At 30.2% G+C, this 17,256-nt stretch carries 17 protein-coding genes; all 17 read left to right on the forward strand.

Translation table 11 applies throughout. From position 1 onward, the window contains the following. The first annotated feature begins 14 nt into the window (after window positions 1-14). Entirely contained in the window at window positions 15-1,076 is a 1,062-nt protein-coding gene (locus K5R64_RS00775; RefSeq protein ID WP_220759836.1) for a Wzz/FepE/Etk N-terminal domain-containing protein, read from the forward strand. Window positions 1,077-1,129: 53 nt separating this feature from the next. Beyond that, a complete protein-coding gene (locus K5R64_RS00780; RefSeq protein WP_220759839.1) occupies window positions 1,130-2,479 on the forward strand; it encodes a lipopolysaccharide biosynthesis protein in 1,350 nt (449 codons plus the stop codon). Between the two features lie 9 nt (window positions 2,480-2,488). Continuing rightward, window positions 2,489-3,601, forward strand: a complete 1,113-nt coding sequence (locus K5R64_RS00785) for a glycosyltransferase family 1 protein (RefSeq protein WP_220759841.1) — start codon at window positions 2,489-2,491, stop codon at window positions 3,599-3,601. Window positions 3,602-3,628: 27 nt separating this feature from the next. Then, window positions 3,629-4,597, forward strand: a complete 969-nt coding sequence (locus K5R64_RS00790) for a GDP-mannose 4,6-dehydratase (RefSeq protein ID WP_220759844.1) — start codon at window positions 3,629-3,631, stop codon at window positions 4,595-4,597. Between the two features lie 211 nt (window positions 4,598-4,808). Then, window positions 4,809-6,080: an O-antigen polymerase gene (locus K5R64_RS00795; RefSeq protein WP_220759846.1), complete on the forward strand. Its 1,272-nt coding sequence runs from the start codon at window positions 4,809-4,811 to the stop codon at window positions 6,078-6,080. Further along, window positions 6,073-6,780 (forward strand): glycosyltransferase family 2 protein, encoded by a 708-nt coding sequence (locus K5R64_RS00800; protein WP_220759848.1) that lies wholly within the window; start codon window positions 6,073-6,075, stop codon window positions 6,778-6,780. The genes K5R64_RS00795 and K5R64_RS00800 overlap by 8 nt, the downstream gene beginning before the upstream one ends. Before the next feature lie 4 nt (window positions 6,781-6,784). Next, entirely contained in the window at window positions 6,785-7,609 is an 825-nt protein-coding gene (locus tag K5R64_RS00805; protein WP_220759850.1) for a hypothetical protein, read from the forward strand. A gap of 37 nt (window positions 7,610-7,646) precedes the next feature. Further along, on the forward strand, window positions 7,647-8,768 hold the full coding sequence (locus K5R64_RS00810; RefSeq protein WP_220759852.1) for a glycosyltransferase: 1,122 nt from the start codon (window positions 7,647-7,649) through the stop codon (window positions 8,766-8,768). Window positions 8,769-8,830: 62 nt separating this feature from the next. Next, entirely contained in the window at window positions 8,831-9,652 is an 822-nt protein-coding gene (locus tag K5R64_RS00815; protein ID WP_220759854.1) for a glycosyltransferase, read from the forward strand. A 20-nt stretch (window positions 9,653-9,672) separates the two neighbouring features. Further along, window positions 9,673-10,791 (forward strand): GDP-mannose 4,6-dehydratase, encoded by a 1,119-nt coding sequence (gmd, locus tag K5R64_RS00820; protein WP_220759857.1) that lies wholly within the window; start codon window positions 9,673-9,675, stop codon window positions 10,789-10,791. Between the two features lie 231 nt (window positions 10,792-11,022). Then, complete coding sequence (locus K5R64_RS00825; RefSeq protein ID WP_220759859.1) at window positions 11,023-11,961, forward strand: GDP-L-fucose synthase; 939 nt, start codon at window positions 11,023-11,025, stop codon at window positions 11,959-11,961. A 16-nt stretch (window positions 11,962-11,977) separates the two neighbouring features. Further along, window positions 11,978-13,048 (forward strand): EpsG family protein, encoded by a 1,071-nt coding sequence (locus K5R64_RS00830; protein ID WP_220759861.1) that lies wholly within the window; start codon window positions 11,978-11,980, stop codon window positions 13,046-13,048. A 124-nt stretch (window positions 13,049-13,172) separates the two neighbouring features. After that, window positions 13,173-14,129: a glycosyltransferase family 4 protein gene (locus tag K5R64_RS00835; protein ID WP_220759863.1), complete on the forward strand. Its 957-nt coding sequence runs from the start codon at window positions 13,173-13,175 to the stop codon at window positions 14,127-14,129. Between the two features lie 113 nt (window positions 14,130-14,242). Continuing rightward, window positions 14,243-14,668, forward strand: coding sequence for a WxcM-like domain-containing protein (locus K5R64_RS00840; protein ID WP_220759865.1), 426 nt, complete (start codon window positions 14,243-14,245; stop codon window positions 14,666-14,668). Further along, window positions 14,661-15,800 carry a DegT/DnrJ/EryC1/StrS aminotransferase family protein gene (locus K5R64_RS00845; RefSeq protein WP_220759867.1) on the forward strand — a complete coding sequence of 380 codons (1,140 nt, stop codon included), beginning with the start codon at window positions 14,661-14,663 and terminating at the stop codon, window positions 15,798-15,800. Before K5R64_RS00840 ends, K5R64_RS00845 begins: the two co-directional genes overlap by 8 nt. Window positions 15,801-15,811: 11 nt before the next feature. After that, window positions 15,812-16,360: a dTDP-4-dehydrorhamnose 3,5-epimerase gene (gene rfbC, locus K5R64_RS00850; protein WP_220759869.1), complete on the forward strand. Its 549-nt coding sequence runs from the start codon at window positions 15,812-15,814 to the stop codon at window positions 16,358-16,360. Further along, on the forward strand, window positions 16,360-17,223 hold the full coding sequence (rfbD, locus tag K5R64_RS00855; protein WP_220759871.1) for a dTDP-4-dehydrorhamnose reductase: 864 nt from the start codon (window positions 16,360-16,362) through the stop codon (window positions 17,221-17,223). The genes rfbC and rfbD overlap by 1 nt, the downstream gene beginning before the upstream one ends. The last annotated feature ends 33 nt before the right edge of the window (window positions 17,224-17,256 follow it).

Consider the following 17,256-nt stretch of genomic DNA (forward strand, 5'->3'; position numbering starts at 1 on the left):
ATAATTTTGACTTTATGACCGATCCAATGCAAAATGATGAAATTTCATTAAAAGAATTAATCTTAAAGATTAAAGAATGGTATAATTATCTTTTGTCAAACAGAAAGATGATTTTTTTAGCTGGATTTTTAGGTGCTTTAATGGGATTGGGTTATTCTCTATTAAAAAAACCGAATTATACAGCAAGTTTAACTTTCGCTTTGGAAGAACAAGGGAGTCGCAGTGGTGGTGTTCTTAGTTTGGCTAGTCAATTTGGATTTGATTTTGGAACCAGTGGTGGAGGTGCATTTACAGGGGCTAATCTAATTGAACTATTCAAATCAAGGAGTATGATTGAAAAAACCTTATTATCTCCTGTGACTTATAACCAAAAAGATATTTCATTGGCTGAAATGTATATTGAAGTAAATGAATTAAGAAAAGGATGGGATAAAAAGCCTCAATTAAAAGGGATTCATTTTTTACCACAAAATGATAAACAAAAATTTACTAGAATACAGGATAGTATTTTGGGTAAAATCTATTCTAATATATTGAAAAGTCAATTGCAAGTTGTTCAAAAAGATAAAAAGATAGACATTATTTCTATTGAAGTGGTGAGTAATCATGAATTATTTTCTAAATTATTTTGTGAAGCATTAGCCAAAGAAGTGTCAACATTTTATGTGCAAACTAAGAATAAAAAGGCTCGCGAGAATTTAAAGATTTTACAGCATCAAACAGATTCTGTTCGAACTGCTTTAAATAGTGCGATTACTGGAGTCGCTATTGCCACGGATAATACGTTTAATTTGAATCCAGCACTTAACATTCGCCGAACACCTTCGGCTAAAAGACAGGTGGATGTTCAAGCAAATACCGCTATTTTAACTGAGATTGTGAAACAACTGGAATTAGCAAAAGTGACTTTTAGGAAAGAAACACCTTTAATTCAGATAATAGACAGACCGATATTGCCTTTAGAAAAAAAAAGTTTTGGAAAATTGAAGGGTATTATTATTGGAGGGATGTTATTTAGTTTGTCAATGGTTTTTTATTTAATAATTAAACGTAGTTTAAAGCAAATAATGGAGTAATGCTATGTTTTTATTAGTGAATTAATTTTATTATAAGGTTTGATTCGATTTAAATGATTAAGAAATATTTTATAGATGTTAATTCAACGAGAACACAAAAGGCTAATATTAATATAGTTTTATCTTTATTCTTTAGAGGAGGTAGTATATTATTGCAATTTGCTATGATACCCTTGACAATAAATTATTTAAAACCTGATGTATATGGAGTTTGGATAACTTTGTCATCTTTAGTTGGTTGGCTTGCAATGTTTGATATAGGAATTGCAAATGGTTTAAGAAATAAACTTTCTGAGAGTTTAGCATTAGAAGATTTTCAAAAAGGTAAAGTTTTTGTTAGTACTACATATGTTTTGATTAGTATTATAACTCTAATATTATTGTTTGTTTTGCTAATTGGTTTTCATTGGGTTAACTGGCAATCGGTATTCAATACTAATTTTATAAGTGAGTCAGAACTTGAAAAAGTTGTGATTATAGTTTCAATTTTCTTCCTTTTAAAATTTATTTCTGATATTATTAATGTTGTAGCCGCTTCTTTTCAAATGGTTTCAATAAGTTCTATATTGTTATTCATAAGTAATTTGGGTTTGACAATGTCATTATGGGTCTTAAATAAATCAACAACTTCTGATCTTGTTTTATTATCAATATTATTGACGATTATACCTTTTTTAATTTCACTAGGAGCTAATTTTTTTTTCTTTAGAAACAGATTTAAAATAGTCAAACCTTCATTAAAGTATGTTGATTTTAATCACTCTAAAAGTATAATTAGTTTAGGGTCTCAGTTTTTTATTTTACAGATAATTGGACTGATAATTTTTCAAACAGACAATATTTTAATTGCTCAATTTTTTAATCCAACTGAGGTCACAAATTTTAATATTGCTTACAAATATTATAGTATAATTACAATTTTATTTACTATATTATTGACACCATTTTGGACTGCTTTCACAGAGGCTTATTATAAGAAAGATTTTAACTGGATTAAAGACAGTATGAGAAAACTATACCATTACTGGTTATTAAGTGTTGTTGTTTTGATTGTAATGTTTTTTTTATCTAGTTGGGTAATTAAATTGTGGATAGGTGATAATGTGAAAGTATCTTTTTCATTGTCATTATCAATTTGTGCTTATATTGCTGTAAGTAATTGGAATTCTATTTTTGCAAGTTTTTCAAATGGTGTTGGTAAGTTAAGGGTGCAAATTTTTTATGCAATAATAATGGGGATTATTAATATTCCACTCTGTTTTGTTTTTGTTAAATTTTTAGATTTTGGAACATTTGCTATGCCACTTTCCAATTTCTTTTGTTTGATAATTGGAGCTGTAATAAGTTATATTCAATATTATAAAATTGTTAATAATACTGCTACGGGTATTTGGAATAAATAATTAAAAATAATGAAAATACAATATGATCATCAAATATTTACCCAGCAGCAGTATGGTGGGATTTCTAGATATTTTTATGAAATAATTAAAAGATTTGACCAAAGTGATGAAAGCTGTGATGTCGCTACATTATTTTCGAATAATGCCTATTATAATCATAAAGAAAATGCAGCTTTAAGATCTTTTTTCTCTCACAAGCATTTTAAAGGGAAAGATAGAATACTTAAAACAATTAATCAACAAATAAGTAGTAGTGCGATTAAGAAAGGTGATTTTGATGTTTTTCATCCCACGTATTATGATACATATTTTTTAAATAAAGTTAAAAACAAACCTTTTGTAGTTACTTTTTATGATATGATTCATGAGAAATTTGGGAATCAATTTGAAGAATTAAGATTAGACACGAAGATGTTTGATAATAAAAAACGTCTTTTAGACAAGGCAAGTAGAGTAATTGCAATTTCTGAAACAACAAAAAATGATCTAATTGATATATTTGATGTCGATAGTTCTAAAATCGATATTGTTTATTTGGGTAATTCGTTGGAGAATGTTGATAGAAATTCCATTAGGTTGATTAATAAGGATTACATTTTATTTGTGGGTAATAGAGGGATTTATAAAAATTTTAATTTTTTTATTAAATCAATTGCCCCCCTAATACTAGATAATGATTTAACGGTTATTTGTGCGGGAGGAGGTGCATTTACTATTGAAGAACTCTTATTGATTAAAGATTTAGGAGTTGAAAAGCAGGTGTTATTTAGACCTATATTAAGTGACGATGTTTTAAGTAATTATTATTCACATGCCTTATTTTTTTGTTTTCCCAGTTTATATGAAGGGTTTGGTATACCCGTTTTAGAAAGTTTTGCATGTGAATGTCCAGCCTTATTAAGTAATGGTGGATCATTGTCTGAAGTAGGAGGTGATGCAGGTGTTTATTTTGATCCAATAAATGAAGACTCTTTATTTGAAGCCGCAAAACAGTTGTTTGAAAATGAATCTTTACGATTGTCATTAAAAGTTAAGGGCTATAATAGATTAAATTATTTTTCATGGGATAAAACATTTCATGAACATTTGAATGTTTATAAAAATGTTTTTAAAGATAAATGACTTTTAAGACACAATATTGATTAATATATGGCAGGAACTAAAACAGCTCTAATTACTGGAATTACTGGTCAGGACGGTGCTTATCTTTCTAAACTATTATGCGAGAAAGGGTATAAAATTATTGGAATTACCAGAAGTCATCATGTGGATAATTTAGAAAAGTTAAAAAAACTCCAAATTGCTGATGAGGTAATTATCGAAGAATGTGATTTAATTGATTTGTCGAGTATTATTAAATTAATTGATAAATATAAGCCAGATGAGATTTACAATTTAGCAGCGCAAAGCTCAGTTGGAGTATCTTTTAAACAACCTATTGGAACTATTAATTTCAATATTATTTCAGTTTTGAATTTATTAGAAGCCATTAGAATGATCAAACCAACTATTCGTTTTTATCAAGCTTCGAGTAGTGAAATGTATGGTAAAGTGACTAATCTTCCCGTTACAATAAACACTCCCATGCATCCATTAAGTCCCTATGCAATATCTAAGGCGTCTGCACATTGGATTGTAGTGAATTATAGAGAATCGTACGGATTGCATGCTTGTAATGGTGTACTTTTTAATCATGAATCTGTTTTAAGAGATAATACTTTTTTTGTAAAAAAAGTTATTCATGAAACAGTAAATAACCATCATGATCCAAATTGGGTTTTAAAAGTAGGGAATATTGATATCAAAAGAGATTTTGGATATTCACCAAATTATGTGGAGGCGATGTGGTTAATGTTGCAAACGGATAATCCAGATGATTTTATAATTTGTTCAGGGAAGAGCATCTCATTACGTTCTATAATTGAATATACTTTTGCTAAACTTAATGTTTCTTTAGAGCGATTAATAATTGATAGTAACTTTATGAGGCCTACTGATATTGAAGATATCTATGGTGATAATACCCCAGCAAAAACAAAATTAAACTGGGAATATGAACTTAATTTTTTCGATGTTTTAGATACTTTAATAGATGAAGAGATGAAGAGTTTACTGTAAAAAAAATTATATTTATACTTAACATATAATACTTTAATTAAGAATATTAAAAAGGAAAAGAAAATTTATTATTTAATTCTTCAGAATTAATCATTGTTTTTTATATAAAAAAACATGATGTATGTTGAATGTAGATAAGTATAAATAAAAACTTTTTGGAATTATAACTTTATGATGAGGTTGAAAGTAGTTCTTTTAGATTGTTAAAAAGATGGAGGAAACAGTATTAAAATACGGTGGTTATTATTTATTATTTTCAGTAATTCTTTTCTTTTTATTTAGAAAATTCTTACTTTCTGTGTTTGATCCTTTTCTTTTTGTTGTATTAATGATGTCTTCTAGCTTATGTTTAAGTGTGGATTCTTCTATATTTCATTATGTAGCTATTTCTATTTTTAGTTTTTATTTAGGATTCAAATGTATAGGTGTGCCTAAAAGGAGTAAATTGAAAATTGATTATTTTGTTGATTTGAGACTTCTAGAAATATTTACTTTATTATTTTTTAGTCTATTTTTTTTTGTAAGCATTTTTATTTTTAAAACCGCTGGTATTCCTTTACTTTCTGAAAATCCCTCAGAAGCTAAGACCTCTTCGTTTGTTGAAGGAACTGGATGGATTAGGAGGATTATTTTTTTAAGTGGATTTTTGCCTGTCTGTCTTAGTATATTGTTGATTGCGTCAAAGAAAAAGTTGTTTTATGGCTTTATTTTTTTCTTATATGCATTGGTAGCTATTTTGCAAGGTTCAAAAAGTGGTTTGATTTTGTCAATTTCAATTTTTTGGTATTTCTATCAGCAAAATAACATTTGGAAAGACAGTAGTTTACGTCTAAAAAGGATAATACGATCCAAAATTAAATATTTTTTATTAATTACAGCTTTTGTTTTTATTTCTATAGTTTTAAAAGAATCGGTTATTGAAAATCAGGATCCTATTTTCTCAGTTGCTTTTAGATTAATGGAATTTGGAGATGTTATGTTGTATTATAAAATGCCAGATGTTCGCTTGTTTTTTTCCAATCTTAATTTTTTTGACTTTTTTTTGTATGAGTTTAATGGAATATTAGGGATGTTGAGAATAATGGATTATTATGAACCTTTAGGATATCAAATGGTAAAGGCTTTTTGGAATACTTCATCATTATTTGATGATGTGGTTTTAGGCCCTAATACCGTTTTTTTTGTAAGAGGTCATATTTTCTTCGGATATATTGGGGGCGTCTTTTATAGTTATTTAATGGGTTTGTCTGCGGCTTATCTAAGAAAGATCATAATAGAATGGGAGGTTAAAAATGTATTTGTATATGCACTATTAGTGTATGTTTTTTTTCAAATACCAACTTTTTTAAAAGAGTCTAGTCAAGGGGTGTCCTCTTTGTTTGATTTCCTTTTTTATTTAGGACCTATTTTTTTGATTTCCTTATTTATAAATGAAAGTTTGAAAGTGTTTACTAATTCTAGGAAGATAAATTTATATGAGTAATAAATTGATAACTATTATTACTGTAGTTTATAATGCAGTTGATATGATTGAAGAGACTATTGATAGTATTATACAACATGATTCAAGTTTTTTTGAGTATATAATTATTGATGGCGGTTCAAATGATGGTACTGTTGAAATAATAAAAAGATATTTAGATAAAATTTCAATTTTTGTCAGTGAACCAGATAAAGGAATTTATGATGCTATGAATAAAGGAATAAAATACAGTTCTGGTAATTTTATAGCCTTTATAAATTGTGGTGATAAGTTATTACATTTGCCTGTTCAACAGTTGATACAGCATCCTACTCCTATAATCAATTGTTTTCCCGTAAAACTATCAACTGGTTTTATTTTAAATCCTTTCAATAATTGGACTTTAAAAATTAGAAATACATTGCCACATCAAGGTTGTTTTTATAAAAGAACAGATGGATTGAAGTATGACATCAGTTATAAAGTTTTTGCTGATTTTGATTTAAACCAAAACATTTATAAGAATAAGAGTTTAATTAATGTTTTTAACGGACCTTTAGTGGCTTTTCATGACACAACAGGAATTTCAAATGATAAAAAGTATAGTCAAGAAATTTTTAAGGTAGTAAAGCAGAATTTCGGATTATTTTATCAACTAATATCATGGCTTTACTTTAAAAAACAAGGGGTGTTAAAAAGATTAAAAAACCTTATTAGTTAATTAAATGATTGATATTACCATATTAGTTTGTTTGTATAAAAAAAGTATCGAAGAATCGGATACTATTCAAAGCTTGCTTAAAGCCAATATAGGAACTATTAATTCAACAATTTATATTTGGGATAATAGTCCTGAGTCTTTGAATGAAGAAAGTTTAGTGTATTTGAGTAGTAATTTTAGAAATTTTATTTATAATCATACACCAGAAAATGTTCCGCTTTCTAAGATATACAATAATGTCATTTCCTCACTCACTTGTGAAAATTGTTTTTTAATGTTATGTGATGATGATTCAAATATTCCTGTTAATTTTTTTGGAATATTAGAAAATCAAATAAGATTACATCCTTCAATTAATTTATTTTTGCCACAAATATATTCGGATACAGTTTTAGTAAGTCCAGCTAAAGATTATTTTGTTTTTACAAAATATATTAAAAATCTAAATTCAGGTCTTTTAAAATCCAAATATACTACAGCGATTAACAGTGGTATGGTAATTTCAAATCGTGTTTTTAAGGCGGGATTTAAATATAATGAAAGCTTAAAGTTTTATGGGACAGATAATTATTTTATGTTAGAGTATGCCCGTCTCTACCCACAATTGAATGTCCTTGATGTAAATATTATACACAATTTGAGTTATAATACATCAGATGATGTTGAAAATAAAATAAGAATATTTAAAGAAATTAGGAAAGCAAACAAAATTATCTATAAAAAGTATAAGTTAACCCGTGCTATTGTCATGTTAAACAATTTGTTGGTTTCTTTGAAATTGTCGTTAAAATATAAAACAATCTTCTTTTTTTTTGACAAGGATAAATAATTTATCTGTCTATTGATCTTTAAAAATAAAAAACAATATGTACTCCAGTAAAAAAAAAGTTGTGATTTCAGCTATTAATCTTTTTGAAGGTGGAACTCTTTCTGTTCTTAAAGATTGTCTTCATACAATAGAACATAGTATGTTACCTAATGATTATGATTTTATAGCATTAGTACACAAAAAAGATTTATTTGTAGATGATGGTTTTAATAAAATTCAATTCTTTGAATTCCCAAAATCCAGAAAATCATATTTGTATAGATTGTATTATGAATATTATTATTTTAAACCATTTACAAAAAAACATGAAGTAGATTTTTGGTTTTCATTGCATGACATTAGTCCGAATATAGGTTCAATACCACAAGCTGTCTATTGTCATAATCCTTCGCCGTTTAATAAAGTAGATTTAAAAAATTTATTTGTACAACCTACGGTTTTTTTATTTTCATTGTTTTATAGGTACTTGTATAAAATAAATATTAAAAAAAATAAATATGTTGTGGTACAGCAATTGTGGATTAAGAATGAATTTGCCAGAATCTTCAAATTAAATCCTAATAAAATTGTTGTCGCAAAGCCACAAGAACCGCTATTGGCTATTGGCGGGAAAAATAATGTTAGGTTATCAGATGATACAATCTTTATCTTTCCTACATTTCCACGCACTTTCAAAAATATTGAAATTATTGGTGAGGCTGTAAAGATTTTAAATGAAGAAGGTATTAATAATTTTTCAGTAATTGTGACTATCGATGGTAGCGAAAATTCATATTCAAAACAAATTTTTAATAAATATAGAACATTAAATTCCATGAAATTTATTGGATTACAAACTAGAGCGAAGATAGTGGAATTGTATGAAAAATCAGATTGTTTGATTTTTCCTTCAAAACTTGAAACGTGGGGACTACCTATAAGTGAATACAAGCAATTTTTGAAGCCAATGTTAGTTGCAAATATGTCTTATGCAAAAGAAACTGTAGGGAACTATGACAAAGTGAAATTTTTTGATCCTGAAAAACCTAATATGTTATCTAAATATATGAAACAATTGATTCTTAAAGGTACATTAAATTTTGATGAGACAAAAATAATTAATTATCCTAAACCGTATGCTCAAAATTGGGATGAGTTATTTGAGTTATTGTTGAAATAAGCAAGGGATTAGTGTTAAATATTCGAAAATGATGTGAAATTTTAAAATATTGTAAAATATAAATGTACGATATAGTTTGTAGCCTAGTGATATATAAGAATGATAGAAAGCAACTCTTAGATGCTATTAATAGTTTTTTAAATACAGATTTAAAAGTTAAATTAATATTGATTGATAATTCACCTTCTGATGAATTAAAAGATATTAAAATTGAAGCAAGAGTCGAATATATCCATAACCCACAAAACCCAGGTTATGGTACTTCTCATAATATAGGGATTCGAAAATTTTCAGAAGTTTCAAAATATCATCTTATTTTAAATCCTGATATTTATTATTCTTCAGGAGTTCTAGAGGATATCATAGCTTATATGGATAATAATGAAGATGTAGGTTTGTTGATGCCCAAAATTCTTTACCCTAATGATTCGATTCAATATTTAGCTAAGTTGATTCCCTCTCCTTTTGATTTCTTTGTTAGAAGATTTTTACCGTTTAAAATTTTTAAAAACAGGATTTTAGATAGATTTGAGTTGAGGTTTAGTGGGTATGATAAAATCATGGAAGTGCCATATCTTTCAGGCTGTTTTATGGTTTTTAGGAGTAATGTGTTAAAGAAAATTAAAGGATTTGACGAAAATATTTTTATGCATATGGAGGACTTGGACATTACTAGACGGTGTCAAGGAGCAGGGTTTAAAACAATTTTTTATCCTAATCAAGTTGTTTATCATGATCATATTTACAAATCATTTATGACGGTTGCTAATTTGAAAATGTATTTTGTCTCAGCTTTTTATTATTTTAATAAATGGGGATGGATTTTTGATGATTTAAGACGAGATATTAATAACGAAACAATAAGAAAAATTAATAATAGATAATAACGTAATATTTTAAAATAATGAAAGTCGCACTTATAACAGGAATTACAGGACAGGATGGTTCGTACTTGGCCGAATTATTATTAGAAAAGGGATATATGGTTCACGGTATTAAAAGGCGTGCTTCATCCTTTAATACCCAAAGAATTGATCATATATATCAAGATTTGCACGAGGATCATGTGAATTTTAAATTGCATTATGGTGATTTAACGGATTCGACTAATATTATTCGAATCATACAGGAAGTACAGCCTGATGAAATTTATAATTTAGGAGCAATGAGTCATGTGAAAGTATCTTTTGATTCTCCCGAATATGTGGCTAATGTTGATGGGTTAGGGACGCTCCGTATTTTGGAAGCTGTTCGTATTTTAGGTTTGGAGAAAAAAACACGTATTTATCAGGCTTCAACCTCAGAATTGTATGGCGGTTTAGCTGAAAATAAAAATGACAAAGGCTTGTATGATGAGCAATCACCTTTTTATCCTCGCTCCCCGTATGGTGCTGCTAAAATTTATGGTTTTTGGATTACTAAAAACTATAGAGAGGCTTACAATATGTTTGCTTGTAATGGCATTTTGTTCAATCACGAATCTCCTCGCCGTGGAGAAACGTTTGTAACTCGTAAAATTACAATGGCTACTGCCGCTATTGCCTTAGGACAACAGGATTGTTTGTATTTAGGTAATTTAGATGCTCAACGTGATTGGGGGCATGCTAAGGATTATGTAGAAGCGATGTGGCGAATTTTACAACAAGACACTCCAGAAGATTATGTAATTGCAATGGGGGAAACTACCTATGTACGTGATTTTGTGAAAATGGCATTTGCCGAAGTAGGTATCGCAATTGAATTTAGAGGAAAAGGGGTAGAGGAAAAAGGATATGTGGTTTCATGTAGTCATCCAGATTATCAAGTTGAAGTTGGTAAACAAGTAATCGCAGTGGATCCTCAATATTTCCGTCCAACAGAAGTAGATTTATTAATAGGTGACCCTACTAAATCAAAAACTAAATTAGGATGGGTGCCACAATACAATTTACAAGGATTAGTAGAGGAAATGATAGCGTCTGATCTTGTTTATGTTCAACGAGAAAAGATGTTAAGAGAGGCTCGTTTAACATTTAAAAATTAATAATTCTATTAGGTAGTTCATCAAAACGGATTATAAAAGCGATTTTAATTTGAATAAAAGTAAAATTGAATTCCTGATGTCAGTCTACGCTTGTCGATGTAACTAAAAGTCGATATTTCGACAAGCACGATCTGTCAATTGGTAAAATATTTAATGATAATAATAATATTCACAAAGAGGATAATAAATTAGCTTATTAAAGCTGATATATCTTTGAAATGAGATTACTATATGGATAAAAATGATAAAATATACATTGCGGGACATCGAGGAATGGTGGGATCAGCAATTGTAAGAGCTTTAAAAGCAAAGGGATTTACAAATTTGCTTTTGCGTACTTCATCTGAACTGGATTTAAAAAATCAACAGGCAGTTGCCGATTTTTTTACAAATGAAAAACCCGATTATGTTTTTTTGGCTGCTGCCAAAGTAGGTGGAATTGTCGCCAATAATACATACAAGGCAGATTTTATTTATGAAAACTTGATGATACAAAACAATGTAATTCATCAATCGTTTGTAAATGGTGTAAAAAAATTAATGTTTTTGGGGTCTTCTTGTATTTATCCTAAATTAGCTCCACAACCTCTTAAAGAAGAGTATTTATTGACGGGTTTATTAGAACCGACCAATGAGCCTTATGCAATTGCTAAAATTGCAGGAATAAAAATGTGTGATGGGTATCGTTCTCAATATGGGTGTAATTTTATTTCCGTAATGCCAACTAATTTGTATGGACCAAATGATAACTATGACTTGACGAATTCACATGTTTTGCCAGCGATGTTACGAAAGTTCATAACTGCAAAACGAAATGGAGACACGACAGTTACTATTTGGGGATCGGGTAGTCCTAGAAGAGAATTTTTACATGCTGATGATTTAGCCGATGCTTGCTTGTATTTAATGAATACTTATAATGAAGCGGGATTGGTTAATATTGGGGTGGGAGACGATATTTCTATTTTAGACTTAGCTCATCTAGTAAAAAAGATAGTTGGCTTTGAAGGAGAGATCCTTACCGATATCACTAAGCCTGATGGAACACCAAGAAAGTTGATGGATGTTTCTAAATTAACTAGTTTAGGTTGGAATGCTACTATTTCTTTAGAAGATGGAATAAAAAAAGTTTTTGAAGAAATACAATTTGATATCTGGGAAGAAAATTAATTTTAACTTATAAATATTGGGTTTTTATATTTTATTTTTATTGCTGATGACTGTTTTAGTAGGTATAAGCTATTTTTATCCTACTAAACAAAAAACAATAGAAATTGTTATTTTGGTTGTACTAGTTTTTTTTTCAGGCTTTCGCAAAAGAATAGGTACAGACTATGATTCGTATGTTGCATGGTATCTTAAAGGGACTAGAGATTCTGATTTTGAATGTGGATTTTTGTTTATTATGAAAGTATTTAGGTACTTTAATCTTAACCCTGCTTTCCTTTTTTTCTTTTTTTCTTTTTTGACTTGTTGTTTAGTTTATTTAGGGATTAAAAATTATACTTCAAATTCTAATATTGCATTATTATTTTTTGTAATGATTCCAAGTTTATATTTGACTTCGTTTACTCTTGTTAGACAATCGTTTTCAATGGCTATTGCTTTTTATGCTTTTTATTATCTAATCAATAAAAAATATTTAATTTATTTAGGTTTGATGTTGATTGGTATTTCTTTTCATAAGAGTCTTATAGTTCCTTTTATTTTGTTTATTGTTGTTTTCCAATATGTGAATCGTATCAATGAATATTTTATATGTGTGATGCTTGTTCTGTCATATTTACTATCGAAATTTGGGTTTGTTTATGTTTTTGATATATTATTTAAAAATTCGAGATACTCCTATTATTTTTCAGCCCAAAATATAGAAATGAATCCATTAAAATTGATTCTTTTAAATCTAGAGTGCATTTTAATATTGTATTATTTTAAAAGACTTAAAAAGAACTATTCTTATCACCATTATCTAATAATTTTATATTCACTTTCAATTATTTTTGTTAATCTTCTTTCTGAGATGTACGAAATGTCACGAATTGCTAATTATTTTAGAATTTTTGGAATTATTGTAATTGCAGATCTTATACTCTTGGAAGTTAATAGGAAAAGATTAGTGCTTTTTTCATTTTTTTACATATTATATTTTGGGGCATTTATCAACGGGCTTTTAACAGATATTAAAATAAATAATAATAAAGCTCCCACTTTTATCCCTTATAAAAGTTTGATTATCTCAATACGTTCAAATCCATAATGATTATTTTGTCATTAAAGTTTATTAAATATATAGGCTTAAAAAAATAAAACAACAGAGAGTTAACCTATCCAACATAATAATAAATATTTGTTGTGGTGTTCTAAAAAATTAATTTATTAAAATGATTTACATAACCGTTTTTGTTCTTTTATTACTAATGGAACTCGTGTTTTTTAAAATAGCCGATAAATACAATATCATCGACAAACCCAATCACCGCAGTGCCCATACCGAAATTACTTTGCGAGGAGGTGGTATTATTTTTTGGTTTGCGGCACTTTTATATTTCGCTCAACACTTTCAGGACAATTATTTGTTTTTTATAGGTATTACCATCGTTAGTGTGGTTAGTTTTTGGGATGATATTCAAAGTTTGTCCAGCAAGTTTCGTTTTTTTACCCATGTGCTTGCGATTTCCGTTTTGTTTGTGGATTTAGATATTTATACCCTTTTTCCTTGGTATGGTGTTTTGTTTGCCTATTTCTTTTTTGTGGGTACCATCAATGCCTATAATTTTATGGATGGGATCAATGGGATTACAGGGTTATATACCTTAGCCGTTTTTGGTTCGTTATGGTATGCCAATGAAAATATTCAATCCTTTACCGATTCCGATTTTATTATTTATCCTATGATAGCCTCTGTTGTTTTTTTACTGTTCAATTATCGTAAAAAAGCGAAATGTTTTGCGGGGGATATTGGAAGTATTGCAGTAGCCTTTTGGATGGTGTACCTACTGTTACAATTGTTTTTGGTTACACAATCGATAGTTTGGGTGTTGTTTTTGGTCGTGTATGGCGTGGATACCAGTTGTACCATTTTACACCGAATCCAATTGAAAGAAAAATTGTCCGAAGCGCACCGTTGGCATTTTTACCAAATTTTATGTAACGAATACAAAATAGACCACCGTATAGTTGCTATGGTTTATGCTTTGGTACAACTAGCTGTCGCAGCTTTTGTGTTTTGGGGGTATTTACGAATTCCTGATTTGGCATTAATTATAATGGTTTTGATTCCGCTATTTGCGTTGTATACTGTTAAATTTTATTTGTTAAAAAGACTTAAACAAGCTTAATGAGTTGGGATAAGTTATTATTTGGTTTTGGGGCTTCGACCCTTCGATACACTCAGGAGAGGCTTAGCTTAGCCTAACAATGAGGGGTATTATCAAAATAATATAAAGAAAGTATGGAAGTTCAGTTAATTGAAGGAGCACGATTCGAAGACCATCGCGGTTCGGTGGCTTTTGTTAATGATTTTAAATTTGAGGGGATTGAGCGTTTTTATATGATTTCCAATTCCGAAGCCAATCCAATAAGGGCTTGGCAAGGTCATAAATTGGATTGTAAAAATTTTTACTGTGTGTCGGGTTCATTCAAAATTGGATATGTAAAAATTGACAATTGGGAAACCCCTTCATTAGACTTAGAAGTGCATACGGTTGTTTTAACTGCTGCCGAATCTAAGGTGTTGCATATTCCTGCGGGCTATGCCAATGCTATCGTTTCATTAGAAAAAGAGTCAAAATTAATGTCTTTTTCTACTTTGCCATTGAGTAGGGTACAAGAAGATGATGTGCGATTTGCCCCCACTACCTGGACTATTCATGAGTAAAACACCAATCCTTTTATCGTCAGCCCATCAGTGTGGACTTGAATTGGGTGCTATTCAGGAAGCATTTGCTAAAAATGCCATTACTTCTGGCGGTATGCAAGTCACCGCTTTTGAAGAAGATATAGAACGCTATTTAGGAGAGGATTGCCATGTGGCAGGATTGAATTCGGGTACCGCTGCCATCCATTTGGGATTAAAATTATTAGGGGTACAAGCAGGAGATGAAGTCCTTTGTCAAAGTATGACTTTTTCAGCCTCGGCCAATCCTATCTTATACCTAGGGGCGCTACCTGTATTTATTGATAGTGAAGAGAAAACGTGGAACCTCTGTCCAATAGCTCTAGAACAAGCGATTGTGGACCGCCTGGCTAAAGGAAAAAAGCCCAAAGCGATTATTGCAGTTCATCTATATGGGATTCCGTATCAAGTGGAAGCCATTCATAGCCTAGCTCAAAAGTACCAAATTCCCGTTTTAGAAGATGCAGCCGAAGCCTTAGGAAGTACTTACAAGGGACAAAAGTGTGGCGCTTTTGGAGATATTGGCATATTTTCCTTTAATGGAAATAAAATTATTACCACTTCTGGAGGAGGAGCTTTGATAACCAAAGACGAAAACACAAAAAACAAAGCCATTTTTTATGCCACCCAGTCTAAGGAAAATGCTCCCCATTACCAGCATAGCGAGTTAGGGTACAATTACCGCATGTCTTCCGTAAGCGCGGCTATTGGGCGAGCACAAATACAGGTTTTAGATTCGTATGTTCACTTGCGAAGAGCGGTACATGCCTTTTATGTGTCCTTATTTAGTACTATTCCTGAGGTTACCGTTTTTTCAATCCAGGACTCAGCCTATTTTGCTAATTACTGGTTGACCGCCATTTTAGTTACTCCAAACGCGAAAAAAAGCATCAGTCAGGAACAGTTGCGATTGGCTTTTGAGCAAGACCATATAGAAGCCCGCCCTTTGTGGAAACCCATGCATGTACAACCTGTATTTGAGAACTGCCCTTATTATGGTAATAACGTAGCCCAAGGCCTTTTTGAAAAAGGATTGTGTTTGCCCTCAGGCTCTAATCTTACCGATGAAGAGAAAGACCGCATAACCACCGTTGTACAACGATTTTTTAATTAAGAATTGAATATATGAATTTAGAAACCACATTTATAAAAGATTTAGTCGTATTGACTCCCACTGTTTTTGAAGACGAACGCGGGTATTTTATGGAGTCCTATAATGCCAATAAATTGAAAGATTTGGGAGTGAATATTGATTTTGTTCAAGACAATCAGTCTTTTTCTAAAAAGGGAACATTAAGAGGATTGCATTACCAAAATCCTCCTTATGCACAAACCAAATTGGTAAGGGTGTTGGAAGGCGAAATTATCGATGTAGCGGTGGATTTGCGCAAAGATTCGCCCACGTTTGGAAAGCATTTTGGGATAAAATTAACCGCTGAAAATAAAAAACAATTGCTCGTACCGCAAGGATTTGCTCATGGTTTTTCGGTTATAAGTGAAACCGCTGTGGTTTTATATAAATGCGATCAGTTTTATAATAAAGAGAGCGAAGGCGGTATTCGTTATGATGACCCTGAGTTGAATATCGATTGGGGAATGGATTTAAAAGAAGCTATTGTTTCTGAAAAGGATGCTGTTTTGCCTGATTTAACAAACTGTAATAGTCAATTCTAATGGAAAAAATTTTAATAACAGGAGGAAACGGACAATTAGGATCCGAGTTAAATGTATTGTCAAAAATGTATTCGCAATACAAATGGATTTTTACAGATTGGCAAGAATTAGATTTGTGTGATTTAGATCGTTTAGAAGAGAATATAACGGCAATTAATCCGCAAATTATTATCAATTGTGCCGCTCATACTGCTGTTGATAAAGCAGAATCAGAAATGGAATTGTCAGATGTATTGAATCATCAAGCAGTTGCTATTATGGCAAAATGGAGTTTTGAACATCATTGCAAACTAATTCATGTGTCCACCGACTATGTGTTTGACGGAAACTCCTCCATTCCATTGGATGAAGAAGCTGTGACTAATCCAATCAATGTGTATGGAGTTACTAAATTAGCGGGAGAAAAGGCCTGTTTGAAAAATAATCCAGACGCCATTATTATTAGAACTTCATGGGTATATTCTAGTTTTGGGAATAATTTTGTAAAAACCATGTCTCGATTAATGCAAGAAAGAGATCAATTAAACGTTGTCAAAGATCAAGTAGGAAGTCCAACATATGCAGCAGATTTGGCACAAGCTATTATATCAATTATTACTGGGGATAAATGGGAACCAGGAATTTTTAATTTTTCAAATGAAGGAGCGATCAGTTGGTATGAATTTGCATTGGCAATACAAGAAATAGGAAGATTTGATTGTGAAATTAATGGTATATCCTCCTCTGAGTATCCAACACCAGCGCGAAGACCTAATTTCTCTTTGTTAGATAAAACTAAGATAAAGAGGGCTTTTGGTGTAACGGTACCAGAATACAAAGAGAGTTTGAAAAAATGCATGCAACTGTTAAGGACTGTTCAATAAATAAAAATCGTTTTAATTTTAGTTTAAAAGCAA

This window comes from Flavobacterium sp. UMI-01 (assembly GCF_019656315.1).
Taxonomy (GTDB): Bacteria; Bacteroidota; Bacteroidia; order Flavobacteriales; family Flavobacteriaceae; genus Flavobacterium.

What these genes read in the sequence shown, in the direction of transcription:
- K5R64_RS00775 (WP_220759836.1), top strand. Translation starts at nt 15, where the DNA reads ATGACCGATCCAATGCAAAATGATGAAATTTCATTAAAAGAATTAATC.
- K5R64_RS00790 (WP_220759844.1), top strand. Translation starts at nt 3,629, where the DNA reads ATGGCAGGAACTAAAACAGCTCTAATTACTGGAATTACTGGTCAGGAC.
- K5R64_RS00840 (WP_220759865.1), top strand. Translation starts at nt 14,243, where the DNA reads ATGGAAGTTCAGTTAATTGAAGGAGCACGATTCGAAGACCATCGCGGT.
- K5R64_RS00795 (WP_220759846.1), top strand. Translation starts at nt 4,809, where the DNA reads ATGGAGGAAACAGTATTAAAATACGGTGGTTATTATTTATTATTTTCA.
- rfbD (WP_220759871.1), top strand. Translation starts at nt 16,360, where the DNA reads ATGGAAAAAATTTTAATAACAGGAGGAAACGGACAATTAGGATCCGAG.
- K5R64_RS00785 (WP_220759841.1), top strand. Translation starts at nt 2,489, where the DNA reads ATGAAAATACAATATGATCATCAAATATTTACCCAGCAGCAGTATGGT.
- gmd (WP_220759857.1), top strand. Translation starts at nt 9,673, where the DNA reads ATGAAAGTCGCACTTATAACAGGAATTACAGGACAGGATGGTTCGTAC.
- K5R64_RS00810 (WP_220759852.1), top strand. Translation starts at nt 7,647, where the DNA reads ATGTACTCCAGTAAAAAAAAAGTTGTGATTTCAGCTATTAATCTTTTT.
- K5R64_RS00845 (WP_220759867.1), top strand. Translation starts at nt 14,661, where the DNA reads ATGAGTAAAACACCAATCCTTTTATCGTCAGCCCATCAGTGTGGACTT.
- rfbC (WP_220759869.1), top strand. Translation starts at nt 15,812, where the DNA reads ATGAATTTAGAAACCACATTTATAAAAGATTTAGTCGTATTGACTCCC.
- K5R64_RS00815 (WP_220759854.1), top strand. Translation starts at nt 8,831, where the DNA reads ATGTACGATATAGTTTGTAGCCTAGTGATATATAAGAATGATAGAAAG.
- K5R64_RS00825 (WP_220759859.1), top strand. Translation starts at nt 11,023, where the DNA reads ATGGATAAAAATGATAAAATATACATTGCGGGACATCGAGGAATGGTG.
- K5R64_RS00800 (WP_220759848.1), top strand. Translation starts at nt 6,073, where the DNA reads ATGAGTAATAAATTGATAACTATTATTACTGTAGTTTATAATGCAGTT.
- K5R64_RS00805 (WP_220759850.1), top strand. Translation starts at nt 6,785, where the DNA reads ATGATTGATATTACCATATTAGTTTGTTTGTATAAAAAAAGTATCGAA.
- K5R64_RS00835 (WP_220759863.1), top strand. Translation starts at nt 13,173, where the DNA reads ATGATTTACATAACCGTTTTTGTTCTTTTATTACTAATGGAACTCGTG.
- K5R64_RS00780 (WP_220759839.1), top strand. Translation starts at nt 1,130, where the DNA reads ATGATTAAGAAATATTTTATAGATGTTAATTCAACGAGAACACAAAAG.